This is a genomic window from Pseudoalteromonas sp. D15MCD-2, assembly GCF_038562745.1.
Lineage (GTDB): Bacteria > Pseudomonadota > Gammaproteobacteria > Enterobacterales > Alteromonadaceae > Pseudoalteromonas.
Map to the genome: position 1 here is coordinate 1,815,594 of NZ_JBCFQE010000001.1, position 15,710 is coordinate 1,831,303.

The window sequence follows — 15,710 nt, forward strand, 5'->3', positions numbered from 1 at the left end:
GGTTCCTATTTCTGCCAGTTAGGGGCACGTTTTTCAAAAAATGCAGTCAGGCCTTCTTGGCCTTCTTCAGATACACGAATGCGTGCAATACGCTCTGCGGTTAACTCAATCAGTGCATCATCTATTACGTTGCCAGCGACATCATTGATTAGCTGCTTTGCTGCTTTAACAGCAATAGGGCCATTGTTAACAAGGTTTTGTAAGTGTTTATCGAGCGCTGTTTGTAAATCGCCGGTGATCTGGTGAATTAAACCCAGTTGCTTAGCTGTATGCGCGTCAAAAATCTCTGCCGTTAAAAAATAACGACGTGCAGCGCGCTCACCGATAGCTTTAATGACATAAGGGCTGATAACCGCAGGAATAAGGCCCAGCTTTACTTCACTTAAGCAAAACTGTGCATCGTCTTGGCAAATTGCGATATCACAACACGCAATCAAGCCTAACGCACCGCCAAATGCAGCACCTTGTACGGCACAAATTGTTGGATGTGGGCTTGTAGCAAGAACTTTCATAAGCTTTGCTAGCTGCATAGAGTCCGCTAAGTTTTCTGCAAAGTCATTGCCAGCCATCGACTTCATCCAGTTTAAATCAGCGCCAGCAGAGAAGTGCTTACCTTCGGTTCTTAAAACCAGTGCGCGCACATCACAGCTATTTGCGTGTTCAATTAAACGGATCAGCTCACTGATGACTTCTTCGTTAAATGCATTGTGTTTTTCTGGGCGACTTAGTACCAGTACAGCCACATTTGATTTTGTTATTTCGAGTGTTACTGACATAAGGCCTCCATTACATTCTAAATACGCCGAACTGAGAATCGCGCTCTGGTGCATTTTTAGCTGCACTTAAGGCAAGCCCTAATACATTGCGAGTATCAGCAGGATCGATAATGCCATCATCCCAAAGGCGGGCACTGGCGTAATATGGATGACCTTGTTTTTCGTATTGCTCGATAATTGGCTTTTTAAACTCACTGACCTGCTCATCAGTCATGCTTTCGCCTTTACGGGCTAAACCATCTTGTTTAACTTGTGCAAGAACGCCTGCTGCTTGTTCACCACCCATTACAGATATACGGGCATTTGGCCACATCCACATCATGGTAGGTTCAAACGCGCGGCCACACATACCGTAGTTACCTGCACCATACGAGCCACCAATTAACACGGTGAATTTTGGCACATCAGCACATGACACAGCGGTTACCATTTTCGCACCATGTTTGGCGATGCCTTCGGCTTCGTATTTTTTACCAACCATAAAGCCAGTAATGTTTTGTAAAAACACTAAAGGAATTTTGCGTTGTGCACATAGTTGTATAAAGTGCGCGCCTTTTTGCGCTGATTCACTAAATAAAATGCCGTTGTTGGCAACAATACCGACAGGGTGACCAAATATTTTTGCAAAGCCGGTTACTAGTGTTTCGCCAAAGTAGCGTTTAAATTCATCAAACGATGAATCATCAACAACACGGGCAATTACTTCGCGTACATCAAATGGCTTTTTAAGGTCAGTACCCACAATGCCGTAAATTTCGTTAATGTCGTAACGCGGTGGTTTAACATCATCAAGTAATGGTGCAGTAGGGCGCTGATAGTTTATTCGTTCAATACATTGGCGCGCGATAGAAAGTGCATGGGCATCGTTTTCAGCATAGTGGTCAGCAACACCGGATGTTTTACAGTGAACATCGGCACCACCGAGCTCTTCAGCACTCACTTCTTCACCCGTAGCTGCTTTAACCAGTGGCGGGCCTGCTAAGAAAATTGTACCTTGCTCTTTTACGATAATACTTTCATCAGCCATCGCTGGTACATAAGCACCACCTGCGGTACATAAACCCATTACGACTGCAATTTGTGGAATGCCTTTACCAGACATACGAGCCTGATTATAGAAAATACGGCCAAAGTGTAATTTATCAGGAAATACATCATCTTGTTCAGGCAGGTTTGCACCGCCTGAATCAACTAAATAAATACACGGTAAATGACAACGTTCTGCGATATCTTGGGCACGTAGATGTTTTTTCACTGTTAGTGGAAAGTATGTACCGCCTTTTACGGTTGCATCATTGGCGATGATCATACATTCAACGCCTTTCACACGACCAATACCAGCCACAACACCGGCACAAGGAATAGCTTGTTCGTACACACCAAAGGCAGCAAATTGAGAAATCTCTAAAAATGGCGAGCCTTCATCAAGCAGCGTTTCAATACGGTCACGAACAAATAACTTACCACGGCCTTGGTGGCGCTCAATCAGGGCAGGGCCACCACCTAAACGGATATCAGCGACTTTTTCACGTAAATCACTTACGAGCGCTGCCATGTTGTCGTGATTTTGCAAAAATTGCGGATCGTGTGGATTTACACTCGATTTTAAAATCGTCATAACAAGGTCCTATCGGCTTTCAGTGAATAATTCGCGACCAATTAGCATGCGGCGGATTTCTGAAGTACCTGCGCCAATTTCATATAGTTTTGCATCACGTAATAAGCGACCAGTCGCATATTCGTTGATATAACCATTACCACCTAAGATTTGGATAGCATCTAGGGCCATCTTAGTTGCAAGCTCTGCTGCATATAAAATAGCGCCAGCGGCATCTTTACGCGTTGTTTCGCCGCGGTCACATGCACGAGCTACCGTGTAAACGTATGAACGAGCTGCATTCATTTGCGTGTACATGTCAGCAATTTTGCCTTGAATAAGTTGGAACTGACCAATTGGGCTATCAAATTGTTTACGTTCATGAATATAAGGAACCACAATGTCCATACATGCTTGCATAATACCAAGCGGGCCTGCAGCTAAAACAACACGCTCATAATCAAGGCCACTCATAAGTACTTTTACGCCTTCGTTTAAGTTACCTAGAATGTTTTCTGCTGGTACTTCGCAGTTCTCGAACACTAATTCACAGGTGTTAGAGCCACGCATACCAAGTTTGTCTAGCTTTTGTGCAGTAGAGAATCCTGGTGTGTTACGTTCTACGATGAACGCTGTAATGCCCTTAGGGCCGGCATTTAAATCTGTTTTTGCGTAGATAACAAAGGTATCGGCATCTGGACCATTAGTGATCCACATTTTGTTACCGTTAAGTACAAATACATCGCCTTTTTTCTCAGCTTTTAATTTCATTGATACAACATCAGAACCAGCATTTGGCTCACTCATCGCAAGGGCACCAATGTGCTCACCGCTGATAAGCTTAGGTAGGTATTTTTCTTTTTGAGCCTGAGACCCATTACGGTTAATTTGGTTAACACATAAATTTGAATGAGCACCATAACTTAAACCAATCGATGCACTTGCACGGCTAATTTCTTCCATTGCAATAACATGTTCAAGGTAGCCAAGGCCAGCACCGCCAAATTCTTCAGGTACTGTCATACCTAATAAGCCCATTTCGCCAAGCTGTGGCCAAAGTTGATTAGGGAAGGCATTGTCTACATCTGTTTGTTCTGCAAGTGGGGCAATTTCTTGGCTAGCAAAGCTATTTACATGATCGCGGATCATGTCTGCTGTTTCGCCAAGTCCGAAGTTCATTTCTTTATAAAGTGAAATAGTGCTCATAATGTGTGTTCCTGTGAGAGTCTGTTGACGAGATTGTTGTCAGGTTATTCGTCTAAATTATTAAGGGTTTCACGACAGCGACGTTCTGCGGTCACCAATTCCATTAGTACAACTTTAATGTCGTCCATTTGTTGGCTTAGGTCCGCTTTTTTCTCTGCGATAAGGTCAAGCATAGTGACTAGCTGTTTAGCGCTCGATTTATCTGCATCGTAAAGTTCAAACAAACGGCCCGTTTCAGCCAAGGTAAAGCCTAAGCGTTTACCACGTAGAATAAGTTTTAGTCTTACTTTGTCGCGTTTTGAATAAATACGGGTTTGACCATTGCGATCAGGTGAGATCAGGCCTTGGTCTTCATAAAAGCGGATAGAGCGGGTCGTTATATCAAATTCTTTTGCTAGTTCGCTGATACTAAACGTTTGCTCATTGCTAGCAGGTTCAACTGCTGCGCTTTCAAAGTTTGTTTGATTGTCTTGTTTCATGATTTATTTACCTCATTCGAATAACACCAATATAAGTGAAGTTTACGTAAAGGTAAAGGGGGATTTGGGAGTTATACTTTAGACTTATAAAGATAACTGGTTGGATTTGTTGAAAAGCCTTATTTATCTAGCCTTGTAAGCAGATGTTCGATTTTTCATACAACAAAATACAGATAAGTTTACAGTTTTACCGGCCGCAAAAATGTTGATTTTAGATTTACGTTGGCGTAAACGTAAATATTATGTATGCTGAATTAAATCGAAATTAAACTATAACAAATTAACTGTTTGGTTACACATGATTTGAACACATGATGATAACCACTTACATGGAGCCAATTATGACTACTGAAGCCGTTGTTATTGTTGCCGCAAAACGTACCCCTATGGGTGGTTTTATGGGCGCACTAAGTGGTGCACACGCAACTGATTTAGGTGCTACAGCTATTAAAAGTAGCTTAGAGCAAGCCGGTTTATCTGCCGATAAGATTGATGAAGTGATTATGGGCTGTGTATTACCAGCAGGTCTTGGTCAAGCACCTACACGCCAAGCAATGTTAAAAGCGGGTCTTAATCAAGGTACTGGTGCTACAACAATCAATAAAGTATGTGGCTCTGGCTTAAAAGCTGCAATGTTTGCCCATGACTTAATTAAATCAGGCTCTATCAACTCAGCGGTTGCTGGTGGCATGGAAAGCATGAGTAATGCCCCTTACATGTTACCAAATGCACGTTCAGGTATGCGTATGGGTCATGGCGAAGTAAAAGATCACATGATGTGTGATGGCCTTGAAGATGCTTACGACAACAAAGCAATGGGTTGTTTTGCACAAGACACTGCCGATCAGTATTCAATTGGTCGTGAACAAATGGATAACTTTGCACTTAGCTCTCTGACTAAAGCGAATAGTGCGATTGAAACAGGTGCATTTGCAAACGAGATTGCCGCGCACACTATTTCTACACGCAAAGGTGATGTGACCGTTGCGATTGATGAGCAACCAGGCAATGCACGTCCTGATAAAATCCCAGGTTTACGTCCTGCATTCAAAAAAGACGGCACTATTACAGCTGCAAACTCGTCATCAATTTCTGATGGTGCAGCAGCGCTTGTGTTAATGCGTGAATCTGATGCAAAAGCACAAGGTTTAACACCACTTTGTCGTATCGTTGCTCACAGCACACACTCTCAAGCACCAAGCGAATTTACTTTAGCACCAGTTGGCGCGATGCAATCGCTTTTAGAAAAAGCCGGTTGGTCTGTTAATGATGTTGATTTATGGGAAATCAACGAAGCGTTTGCCATGGTGACTATGCTTGCAATTAACGAGCTAAAACTTGATGAAAGCAAAGTAAACGTAAACGGCGGTGCCTGTGCACTTGGTCACCCAATCGGTGCAAGCGGCGCGCGTATCTTAGTTACCTTAATTCATGCATTAAAGAATCGTGGTCTTAGCAAAGGTGTTGCCTCATTGTGTATCGGTGGTGGTGAAGCTGTTGCTATGGCAGTTGAAGCTCTTTAATCGCTTTAGAATTTTAATCTCTCACAGCCGCAACGTATTTTAAAAACTATCATGTTGCGGCCTCTTTATACCCACTGGGGAGGAGTGCCTCATGCACCAAGTACCTTTATTTATCAACGGCGAATTTACCCAATCAAGTTCATCGCAGCTGATTGATGTTATCAATCCTGCAAACCAAGAAGTGTTAGCTCAAGTTCCGTGTGCAACAGATGCTGAAATGGATGCAGCCATTGCCTCTGCAAAAGAAACATTTAAAACATGGAAAGAAGTGCCAATTTCTGAACGTGCGCGCATTATGATGAAATACGCAGCACTACTAAAAGAAAACCATGATGAGCTTGCGACGATCATTTGTCATGAGCTGGGTAAAACATTTGAAGACGCCAAAGGTGATGTTTGGCGTGGTATTGAAGTTGTTGAGCAAGCAGCCAATGCACCATCATTAATGATGGGCGAAACAATGGAAAACGTAGCGCGTAAAATCGATACTTATTCTTACATGCAGCCACTGGGTGTATGTGCGGGTATTACGCCATTTAACTTCCCTGCGATGATCCCATTATGGATGTTCCCACTGGCTATTGTGTGTGGTAACACCTTTATTTTGAAACCTTCAGAGCAAGATCCACTAACACCAATGCGTTTAGCTGAACTATTTGTTGAAGCAGGTGCACCAAAAGGGGTGTTACAAGTTGTTCATGGTACAAAACCACAAGTTGACCGTTTATTAGAAGACCCAGCAGTACGTGCTATTTCATTTGTTGGTTCGTGTGGTGTAGGTGAATACATCTATTCAAAAGGCACTGCAAACCTTAAACGCGTGCAAGCTTGTGTAGGTGCAAAAAACCACATGGTTATTATGCCTGATGCAAGTAAATCGCATGTTGTAAACAACCTTGTAGGTGCGTCTGTAGGTGCTGCGGGTCAGCGCTGTATGGGTATTTCGGTTGCTGTATTCGTTGGTCAAGCAAAAGACTGGGTTGATGAAATTAAAGCAGGCTTTGAAAACGTACGCCCAGGTGTATGGGATGATGCTAACGCGGCTTACGGCCCACAAACATCAAAAGCAGCTAAAGATCGTATTTTATCACTTATCGCAAGTGGTAAAGAACAAGGTGCAACGTGTTTAATTGATGGCTCTGACTTTACTGTTGAAGGTTACGAGCAAGGTAACTGGGTTGGTCCAACGCTATTTACTGATGTAACCACCGAGATGGATTTATACAAAGAAGAGATCTTTGGTCCTGTACTGGCTTGTATGTTTGTAGATACTCTTGAAGAGGCGATTGAGCTTATCAATAACTCGCCTTACGGTAACGGTACTTCGTTATTCACATCAAGCGGTGCTGCTGCACGTAAATTCCAACATGAAATCGAAGTAGGTCAAGTTGGTATCAATGTGCCAATTCCTGTGCCACTACCGTTTTTCTCATTCACAGGTTGGAAAGGCTCATTCTACGGTGACCAACACACCTATGGTAAGCAAGGTATTCGTTTTTACACAGAAACGAAAACAATTACTTCACGTTGGTTCGAGGATGATATCGCCTCAGGTCCGAACATGAGTATCAACCTAAAATAAGCCGTAATTAATTTACTGCTGAGCGAGCACATGCTCGCTCAAAGAACACACATTTAAACGACAACAATCGTTATTCACACAAGAATAAGACAACAAAATAGAGGTCTACTATGGACTTTAATTTAACCGAAGATCAGCAAGCGTTTGCTGAAACAGCCCGTCAGTTTGCAGAGTCTGAACTTGCTCCACATGCTGCTAAGTGGGACCAAGAACACATTTTCCCTAAAGACACCATTAAAGCAGCCGGTGAGCTTGGCTTTTGTGGTTTATATACCCCAGAAGAAGCGGGCGGCTTAGGTTTATCTCGCTTAGATTCAAGCATTATCTTTGAACAGCTTGCAATGGGTTGTACAGCAACCACCGCTATGTTGACAATTCATAATATGGCAACCTGGATGATTGCAAGCTTTGGTACTGAAGATGTTAAAGCTCAGTACTGTGAGCAATTAGTCATGGGTGAGTTACTTGCTTCTTACTGCTTAACAGAGCCTGGCTCTGGCTCTGATGCAGCATCACTAAAAACTAAAGCGGTAAAAGAGGGCGATGAGTATGTGATCTCAGGCTCTAAAATGTTTATCTCGGGTGCTGGTGAAACTGATTTACTTGTAGTTATGGCGCGCACTGGTGGTGAAGGCGCAGCCGGTATTTCGGCATTTGTTGTGCCTGCTGACGCAGCAGGTATTGAATATGGTAAAGCTGAAGAAAAAATGGGCTGGAATGCACAGCCAACACGTTTAATTAGCTTTGAAGGTGTCAGAATTCCTGCGTCTAACTTACTAGGCCAAGAAGGCGAAGGCTTTAAGTTTGCAATGCAAGGCCTAGATGGTGGCCGAATTAATATTGCTACCTGTTCATTAGGTACAGCACAAGCAGCTCTTAATACTGCGCGCGAATACTTAAAAGAACGTGAGCAATTTGGTAAGCCATTAGCTGCTTTCCAAGCACTGCAATTTAAAATTGCCGACATGAACACCGAGCTTGTTGCAGCTCGTCAAATGGTGCGCTTAGCCGCATTTAAACTAGATACCGGTGACAGCGAAAAAACCACTTACTGCGCGATGGCAAAACGTTTTGCTACAGATGTTGGTTTTAAAGTATGTGACGACGCACTACAAATTCATGGTGGTTATGGTTACATCAAAGAATACCCATTAGAGCGTCATTTCAGAGACGTACGTGTGCATCAAATTCTTGAAGGCACAAACGAAATCATGCGTGTGATTATCGCACGTCGTATCTTAGCTGAGTCAGCTGGCGACATTCTATAAGGAGCATACTATGTCTAATCCATCGATTGATTTAAATATTGAAGGTAACGTAGCGGTTTTAACCATGAATAACCCGCCAGCGAATACCTGGACACAAGATACACTAACCGCGCTTAAAGACACTGTAACTGAGTTAAATGCTAACAAAAATGTCTATGCATTAGTGATTACAGGCCAAGGTGAAAAGTTCTTTAGTGCTGGTGCCGATCTGAACGTATTTGCCAGCGGTGACAAAGGCGTTGCTGCCACTATGTCAAAAGTGTTTGGTGATGCATTTGAGGCACTAACAAATTTCCGTGGTGTATCAATTGCTGCAATTAATGGTTATGCCATGGGCGGTGGTCTTGAAGTAGCCCTTGCTTGTGATATTCGTATTGCTGAAGAGCAAGCTCAAATGGCACTTCCTGAAGCGAAAGTTGGCTTGTTGCCTTGTGCTGGCGGTACGCAAAACCTTGCATGGCTTGTTGGTGAAGGTTGGGCAAAACGCATGATCTTATGTGGCGAGCGCCTAAAAGCTGAAAAAGCACGCGAAATTGGCCTTGTAGAAGAAGTGGTTGGTGCTGGCGAAAGTTTAGCTGCAGCAATGAAACTTGCTAACCAAGTTGGCGAGCAAAGCCCGGTTGCTGTGACTGCATGTAAAGAGCTTATTCAAAAAGGTCGCACACAACCTATGGCTCATGCGTTGCCATTAGAGCGTGAGCTATTTGTTCAGTTGTTTGATACGCAAGACCAAAAAGAAGGCGTGAATGCGTTCTTAGAAAAGCGTAAAGCAAATTGGGTAAATGGCTAATGACTAATGTAACACTACTAAATCATCAAGATGCGCCTGTGGTGTTTGAAACTGCAGAGGCCGAGAGTGGCCTCATTGCAATTGCGACACTCAATGCGCCGAAATCGTTAAATGCCTTAAATTACGACATGATCCAACTGCTTGAGCCTCAGCTTAGAAAATGGGCTGACGATGACGCCGTTGCCATGGTCGTGCTAAAAGGGGCTGGCGAAAAAGCATTTTGTGCCGGTGGCGATGTAGTAAGCCTGCATAAAGCAATGAGCACAGGTGAGCCTGCTAACTATATTGAAGACTTTTTTACCCTTGAGTACAAATTAGACTACCTAATTCACTGCTATGAAAAGCCAATATTACTTTGGGGTAATGGCATTGTTATGGGTGGCGGCCTTGGCTTAATGGCCGGGGCAAGTCACCGAGTGGTAACAGAAACATCGCGTATTGCAATGCCTGAACTAACCATTGGTTTATACCCTGATGTGGGCGGCAGTTACTTCTTACATAAAATGCCTGAGCAAGTGGGTCTATTCTTAGGGTTAACTGCTGCGTCTATCAATGCTGAAGATGCCTTGTTTGTTAATCTTGCTGATCACTATGCAACAGCAGATAAATATGACGCTATTTTAACGGCTATCACCGCTGAAAAATGGGGCAAAACAGCCTCATTAAATCACGAAAAGCTGACTAACATTCTAATCTCGATTGATAATATTTCAGGCCGTGTTCCTAAAGGTAATGTAAAAGATAACTTAGCGGTTATTCAAAAGCTGGCTGAATTTGACTCACTGCAGGGCAAAATTGACTACATTCAAGCTTTACAAACTGAAGACAAATGGCTTAATCGTGCGCAAAAATCATTAGCACATGGTTGTCCGCTTAGTTGTGCGCTGGTTGAACGTCAATTAGTTAATTCAAAAGAGATGACGTTAGCACAGTGCTTTAAAATGGAGCTAGGTATGTCAGTACGCTGTGGCGAAGTAGGCGAGTTCCAAGAGGGCGTTCGTGCGCTACTAATCGACAAAGACGGTGTACCTAACTGGCAGTTTAAATCGCTTAGCGATATCGACGAAGCAGTTGTAGATAGCTTCTTTACAGCACGCTGGGATGAGCAATCTCACCCACTAAACTCATTAACGTCATCTTAAGTCGAAGGGGTAAACAAATGGCTAAATTAACAATAGGATTTATTGGTTTAGGCAACATGGGTGGCCCAATGGCGGCAAACCTTGTCAATGCAGGTCATACAGTTCGTGTGTTTGACTTAAATAAAGCAGCGGTCAGTGAGCTTGCCGATAAAGGTGCAATTGCTGCTACCGATGCATCTGAGTGTGCCATTGGCGCTGATATTTTTATCAGTATGCTGCCAGCAAGCAAACACGTTAAGTCTCTTTATTTAGGCGAAACAGGCCTTATCAACTTACTTGATAGCAAAACTTTAGTGATTGACTGCTCAACCATTGATGCAGAATCAGCGCGTCAAGTGGGTAGCGAACTTGCTCAAAAAGGCATTGATTTTGTTGATGCTCCGGTATCAGGTGGTGTTGCAGGTGCAACAGCGGGTACTTTAACCTTTATCGTCGGTGGTGAGCAAAGCCACTTTGAAAAAGCCAAACTGGCTTTAGTGGATATGGGTAAAAACATCTTCCATGCTGGTGATATTGGTGCAGGCCAAGTCGCAAAAATATGTAACAACATGCTGCTAAGCATTTTAATGGCTGGTACTAGCGAAGCACTACAAATGGGCATTAACAACGGGCTTGATCCAAAAGTGTTAAGTGACATCATGACTGCAAGCTCTGGCCGTAACTGGACGCTTGAGCTTTACAACCCATGCCCTGGTGTAATGGAAACAGCACCAGCAAGTAATGATTATAAACCTGGCTTTATGGTTGATTTGATGGCAAAAGACTTAGGTCTTGCTATGGAAGCGGCTCAGCAAAGTAATTCATCTACCCCAATGGGGTCAATGGCGAAGAATCTATACACTATGCTTCAGCATCAAGGTGCGGGTAGTGATGATTTTAGCGCTATTTTTAAATTATTCTCGAAGTAGGAGATTGTTGTGGAAATTAAAAACAACAACATCGTAATTACCGGTGGTGCGCAAGGTTTAGGCTTTGCGATGGCCGAGAAATTTGCATCCCTTGGCGCGAACATCGCCCTTATCGATATGCAACAAGACGTTCTTGATACTGCAGTATCAGCGCTTGCTAAATATGGTACAAAAGTTATGGCGTATGCTGCTAATGTTACAGATGAAGATGCTGTGGTAGCAACGTTCAACACTATTAACAAAGACTTTGGCCATATCGGCGTGTTAATTAATAACGCAGGTATCTTACGCGATGGTATGTTTATCAAAGCAAAAGAAGGCAAAGTGGTAGATAAAATGTCGTTAGCTCAATTTCAATCTGTTATTGATGTGAACCTGACCGGTGTATTCTTAGCAGGTCGTGAAGCTGCGAGCCACATGATTGAGTCTAGCAAAGGTGGCGTTATTGTTAATATGTCGAGTGTTGCCCGTGCTGGTAACATTGGCCAAACAAACTATGCTGCGTCTAAAGCTGGTGTTGTTGCGATGACAACGGGTTGGGCGAAAGAATTAGGTCGCTTTGGTATCCGTGTTGGTGCAATCGCACCAGGTGTTATTCGCACAGCAATGACAGATGCAATGAAACCAGAAGCAAAACAACGCATGATGGCGGTAACGCCAGTGGGTCGTTTTGGTGAAGCAGAAGAAATTGCCCAAACAGCACAATACATTGTAGAGAATGACTTCTTTACAGGTCGTGTTGTTGAAATTGATGGCGGTATTCGCCTTTAATTTCAAAAGGTAACCCTTTACCCATTGAAAGTACCAAAACGGTAAGCCTAGCTTGCCGTTTTTTTATTTTTAAAGTATTTTAAATTCATAATGATAAGGAGATTTGTTATGAACACTGATGGCATTACAGTATCAATGAGCAAGGGAATCAAAGCTAACTTCAAACTAGGTGAACATTTAATTGAATACTGGGGTTCGGCTTATTCAGGAAAAGAAGTACTGAAAGTAGACGGTGAATTAATAGCAGAATCACGTAACTTTAAAACTAAATCTGTTCATGAGTTTAGTATTGATGGTAAAGCCTGTCAGTTGTGTGTAAGGGTTAAACCCTTTTTTAAGTTCTCAGCCGTTATTTCATTAGAGTGTGAAGGTGAATTAGTTCAGCGCTACAGACTCACATACGGTAAAACACGAAAAGTCGCTTGGTATTTCAGGTATCTCGATCTCTTAGCTTTTTTTGTTTTGGGATGGGTATTCATGGCAGAAGCAATATCAATGAACGAGCTAATTTTACTTGCTGGTGCCATTTTAATTTTTTCCGAAATAGTTTTTAAAAATCATGGCTGGATCATCGAAGAGCAAAAGCCTTGTAATTAACTGCCTAGCATTCAATAATTAAGCGGTTAAAAGCCGCTTAACTTTGAGAGATGTAGTGAATCCCAAACAAATCCGCAATTTTTATATCAATGAAGAACAGTCTGTTTATTTACTGTCTCACCATGATGCTAAAAAGCACCGCCAATGGCTTAATATTTGTATTAAACAGCTTACTTTGCTTGGTTACAGTGACGTTGAATTAATTGGCTCTGGTGCGTTTGGATTTGTTTTTGCCGGTGTTGATGATGAAGACTTACCTTGGGTATTTAAGTTTTCACGTATAACCCTTGCACAAAGTGTACGTGACCGTTTAGAAGACGAAGCGTACATGCTCTCGCAAGTTAATAATCCGCTCGTGCCAAAATTTTATGCCTTTGAACGCATTAAAAAGCAAGGCATTTTAATGATGGAGCGCGCTCTAGGTGAAGACTTAGAAAAAATCTCCATTAAACAGGGGCGTTTTAGTGCAGCAAAAGTTATGGCGCTGGCACTTAGGCTACGTAATGTGCTTTTAGATTTACGTGAACACAAAAATGGCTTAAGCCCACAGCCAATTGTGCATGGCGATATTAAACCCTCTAACATCGTTTATGATGAACAAACTAACAAGTTGTCTTTGGTAGACTGGGGCAGCTCTGTTTATGCACAAATAGATGCTGATGGTAATCCGGTTGCCAGCAATTTTATGGATCTTATGTCTGCTGATATCAGTACCACTAATGCACGTATGGGTGATGTGTACTTTATTGGTGATGAGCAAATGTCAGGCGGGCAGTCATCGCCACGTTTTGATGAACAAGGTGTTGCCTCAACCCTTTATGCATTGGCCTCTGCACAATCTTGTAGATTTGGTGCTGCGGTTATTCCGGCTACAAGCCTGAATTTACCTATGGAGCTTGCCCGGGTTATTGACGGTATGCTTTCAAAAGATAAGGCAACCAGAGATGGCGCAGGTGATTATTTTATGCGAAACATGCCTACAATGGCTAAAGCTTACCTCCCTGAGCTGCCCCGTAAAGTCATTCGCCCGTATATTCCTTATTGGTTTAGTGAGTTTGATGAACACCCAGACACGGTGGTATATAGCTCTCGTAAGCAATTTTTAAGACAAGCGGACCATAATCAACAATTACTAGATGTAAACGATGCCCAGCTCGACAGATACTACAAAGAGTTTTTATTTGATACCGGCGACACCGAAAAAGCATTTTTGGCCTCAATAAGCCGATTAGCAAAATACCCAGTAGTAGGGGGCTTGAGTTTTCATTGGAAAGAAAACTCACTGTTTGTCGAGTCTTCCCTTATTCTGCATGATGAAACGCTTGGCACTGCGTTTACCGATGCGATTAACAACACGGTGATGTTAGCGCAAGGAATTGAACAAAAAGGTCTCTTTAAATGTTGCTTGTTTGATGCGCGTAAAACCATTCAGCTCGAGCGTGATGGCACAGGTGCGTTTAAATTTGAACATTTACCTGAGCTTGATTACGAAGTAATGGATGTACAAGCCTCAGACGTAACCAGGCCACACTCTTACTTTGAAGATGGTAAAGACCCTGATGAGCAATTACAGCTCCCGAAAAAGGTTATAAAGTGCGTATTTGAGCTAAACCAAATACACCACACGGGCTGTATCATTTTCGAAGCCTTACCTGATAGGATGAAAATACATCATTACTATCGTTTGCTTGATGCCAGTAAAGAGCCTGAATTTAAACGCTTATTAAGTAAGCTTATGCAGTACGCAGTTAATATCACAGATGTCGGTGTGGCAGGCTTTATGAAGCTACCTTACAAAAATACCCGTGAATTTAATTTATGTACTAAACAGCCCGATGAGTTTTATCCGCGAGATCCCAAAAGAGTGGAATGCTAAAAGCTAACCTGATTCAAGCAGTTAAGGAGAATAATAAACATGGACTACAGCCCAAATTATAAAAATTATTCATTAGATGAGCTATTAGATGCTCAAAAGTATATTGATAAAGAAAGCTTCCCACAAAGAGCGCAAGAGTTAGAATTAGAGATTGCAAATAAATTAAAAGACCCAGAAATAAAAGCAGAGTTTGAAGAGCTAGAAACGAGTAAAAGGTATGCTACTTTTTGGCCTCGTTTTTGGGCTGCTATTATTGATGGCTTAATTTTTACAGCATTACTTTATATCGAATGCTTACTCTTTGACGTTGAATATTCTTACGAAAACTCGATTTTACAAGCTGTTAATGGCTTTCAGTACATTGGCTATGTTGTTTTCATGCATGGGTTTTATGGTCAAACACTTGGCAAGATGGTCATGGATGTTAAAGTCCTCAATCATGAAACCGAAACGAGCATTACGCTTAAGCAATCGGTTCGCAGAGAATCTGTTAATATTGCTATTAACTCGTCTTGGATACTATTAGTTTTTTCTATTTCAATATCGTTACAACAACTTGGTAGCGTACCTGCGGTTTTAACTTATTTAATTATGGGTCTGAATTCATTAGCTACAGTTTGGGCATTGTCAGAATTTATAACCATGCTGTTTAATGAAAAGCGTCGTGCAATACATGACTTCATCGGTAGAACGGTTGTTGTTAGATTGTAATAAGGAGATCTACAATGACAACCGTAAAAAAACACCTTAATTACCTAATGATGTAGTCGTTAGTTCTTTTTGTAGTGGCTAATAATAGGTATTGTTTATTCATCCTTTCAATTTATCTAAAGGCTTTCAGTGAATGCTAATGTCTAAAGTCCTTGTCGAGAATTTATATTATGATGGGCCAAGAGGGGGTATCACATCTATTGAGGGGAGACATTACAGGTTTGTTTCAGACTTCAATGATGACAGTGGTTTTACTGATGAGTTTTCTCTTTATTTAATATCGGAATCTGAACTTCAATTAGAGATTGAGCAATGGCAAATTTTTGTTAAATGAAATAAAAAATATCAGTCAGGTGAATTAAAAGCCGATAGTCATCCTGGGCATGGTGGTATATCTAAAAGATGGGATGAAATAGAGCAAGCTTTGGCAATTAACAGAAAAGATACGTCAAACTTTAAATTTAAAGCTACAGCGACCTTTACC

General features: G+C 42.1%; 14 protein-coding genes. 10 read left to right on the plus strand and 4 right to left on the minus strand.

What is annotated here, in order from left to right:
• Positions 1 to 5 precede the first annotated feature (5 nt).
• The 4 genes from AADY36_RS08195 to AADY36_RS08210 are packed head-to-tail and all read right to left on the minus strand — an operon-like array spanning position 6 to position 4,058.
• Positions 6 to 776 carry an enoyl-CoA hydratase/isomerase family protein gene (locus tag AADY36_RS08195; protein ID WP_055021361.1) on the minus strand — a complete coding sequence of 257 codons (771 nt, stop codon included), beginning with the start codon at positions 774 to 776 and terminating at the stop codon, positions 6 to 8.
• Positions 777 to 786: 10 nt separating this feature from the next.
• The gene (locus AADY36_RS08200; RefSeq protein ID WP_054561520.1) at positions 787 to 2,394 is read right to left on the minus strand and encodes a carboxyl transferase domain-containing protein; all 1,608 of its coding nucleotides are present in this window, start codon (positions 2,392 to 2,394) and stop codon (positions 787 to 789) included.
• A gap of 9 nt (positions 2,395 to 2,403) precedes the next feature.
• Entirely contained in the window at positions 2,404 to 3,579 is a 1,176-nt protein-coding gene (locus AADY36_RS08205; RefSeq protein ID WP_054561519.1) for an isovaleryl-CoA dehydrogenase, read from the minus strand.
• 44 nt (positions 3,580 to 3,623) lie between these two features.
• Entirely contained in the window at positions 3,624 to 4,058 is a 435-nt protein-coding gene (locus tag AADY36_RS08210) for a MerR family transcriptional regulator (RefSeq protein ID WP_054553803.1), read from the minus strand.
• A gap of 341 nt (positions 4,059 to 4,399) precedes the next feature.
• Here AADY36_RS08210 and AADY36_RS08215 point away from each other — a divergent pair, with 341 nt between their 5' ends.
• The 10 genes from AADY36_RS08215 to AADY36_RS08260 all read left to right on the plus strand — a co-directional run bounded on the left by AADY36_RS08215 (position 4,400) and on the right by AADY36_RS08260 (position 15,226).
• Positions 4,400 to 5,581, plus strand: a complete 1,182-nt coding sequence (locus tag AADY36_RS08215) for a thiolase family protein (RefSeq protein ID WP_342408826.1) — start codon at positions 4,400 to 4,402, stop codon at positions 5,579 to 5,581.
• A 91-nt stretch (positions 5,582 to 5,672) separates the two neighbouring features.
• Positions 5,673 to 7,163: a CoA-acylating methylmalonate-semialdehyde dehydrogenase gene (locus AADY36_RS08220; protein WP_055197193.1), complete on the plus strand. Its 1,491-nt coding sequence runs from the start codon at positions 5,673 to 5,675 to the stop codon at positions 7,161 to 7,163.
• A gap of 110 nt (positions 7,164 to 7,273) precedes the next feature.
• Positions 7,274 to 8,431, plus strand: coding sequence for an acyl-CoA dehydrogenase family protein (locus AADY36_RS08225; RefSeq protein ID WP_239963621.1), 1,158 nt, complete (start codon positions 7,274 to 7,276; stop codon positions 8,429 to 8,431).
• A 10-nt stretch (positions 8,432 to 8,441) separates the two neighbouring features.
• Positions 8,442 to 9,221 carry an enoyl-CoA hydratase gene (locus AADY36_RS08230; RefSeq protein ID WP_055021359.1) on the plus strand — a complete coding sequence of 260 codons (780 nt, stop codon included), beginning with the start codon at positions 8,442 to 8,444 and terminating at the stop codon, positions 9,219 to 9,221.
• Positions 9,221 to 10,363 carry an enoyl-CoA hydratase/isomerase family protein gene (locus tag AADY36_RS08235; protein ID WP_342408827.1) on the plus strand — a complete coding sequence of 381 codons (1,143 nt, stop codon included), beginning with the start codon at positions 9,221 to 9,223 and terminating at the stop codon, positions 10,361 to 10,363. Before AADY36_RS08230 ends, AADY36_RS08235 begins: the two co-directional genes overlap by 1 nt.
• 17 nt (positions 10,364 to 10,380) lie before the next feature.
• Entirely contained in the window at positions 10,381 to 11,271 is an 891-nt protein-coding gene (mmsB, locus tag AADY36_RS08240; protein ID WP_342408828.1) for a 3-hydroxyisobutyrate dehydrogenase, read from the plus strand.
• Positions 11,272 to 11,280: 9 nt separating this feature from the next.
• A complete protein-coding gene (locus AADY36_RS08245) occupies positions 11,281 to 12,042 on the plus strand; it encodes an SDR family oxidoreductase (RefSeq protein WP_055021357.1) in 762 nt (253 codons plus the stop codon).
• A 108-nt stretch (positions 12,043 to 12,150) separates the two neighbouring features.
• Positions 12,151 to 12,639 (plus strand): hypothetical protein, encoded by a 489-nt coding sequence (locus AADY36_RS08250; RefSeq protein WP_342408829.1) that lies wholly within the window; start codon positions 12,151 to 12,153, stop codon positions 12,637 to 12,639.
• 55 nt (positions 12,640 to 12,694) lie between these two features.
• Positions 12,695 to 14,515, plus strand: a complete 1,821-nt coding sequence (locus tag AADY36_RS08255; RefSeq protein WP_342408830.1) for a protein kinase domain-containing protein — start codon at positions 12,695 to 12,697, stop codon at positions 14,513 to 14,515.
• A gap of 39 nt (positions 14,516 to 14,554) precedes the next feature.
• Positions 14,555 to 15,226 (plus strand): RDD family protein, encoded by a 672-nt coding sequence (locus tag AADY36_RS08260; protein WP_055021355.1) that lies wholly within the window; start codon positions 14,555 to 14,557, stop codon positions 15,224 to 15,226.
• Positions 15,227 to 15,710 lie beyond the last annotated feature (484 nt).

Coding starts and splice junctions, on each gene's coding strand:
- AADY36_RS08195 (WP_055021361.1), bottom strand. CDS start 776: ATGTCAGTAACACTCGAAATAACAAAATCAAATGTGGCTGTACTGGTA.
- AADY36_RS08200 (WP_054561520.1), bottom strand. CDS start 2,394: ATGACGATTTTAAAATCGAGTGTAAATCCACACGATCCGCAATTTTTG.
- AADY36_RS08205 (WP_054561519.1), bottom strand. CDS start 3,579: ATGAGCACTATTTCACTTTATAAAGAAATGAACTTCGGACTTGGCGAA.
- AADY36_RS08210 (WP_054553803.1), bottom strand. CDS start 4,058: ATGAAACAAGACAATCAAACAAACTTTGAAAGCGCAGCAGTTGAACCT.
- AADY36_RS08215 (WP_342408826.1), top strand. CDS start 4,400: ATGACTACTGAAGCCGTTGTTATTGTTGCCGCAAAACGTACCCCTATG.
- AADY36_RS08220 (WP_055197193.1), top strand. CDS start 5,673: ATGCACCAAGTACCTTTATTTATCAACGGCGAATTTACCCAATCAAGT.
- AADY36_RS08225 (WP_239963621.1), top strand. CDS start 7,274: ATGGACTTTAATTTAACCGAAGATCAGCAAGCGTTTGCTGAAACAGCC.
- AADY36_RS08230 (WP_055021359.1), top strand. CDS start 8,442: ATGTCTAATCCATCGATTGATTTAAATATTGAAGGTAACGTAGCGGTT.
- AADY36_RS08235 (WP_342408827.1), top strand. CDS start 9,221: ATGACTAATGTAACACTACTAAATCATCAAGATGCGCCTGTGGTGTTT.
- mmsB (WP_342408828.1), top strand. CDS start 10,381: ATGGCTAAATTAACAATAGGATTTATTGGTTTAGGCAACATGGGTGGC.
- AADY36_RS08250 (WP_342408829.1), top strand. CDS start 12,151: ATGAACACTGATGGCATTACAGTATCAATGAGCAAGGGAATCAAAGCT.
- AADY36_RS08260 (WP_055021355.1), top strand. CDS start 14,555: ATGGACTACAGCCCAAATTATAAAAATTATTCATTAGATGAGCTATTA.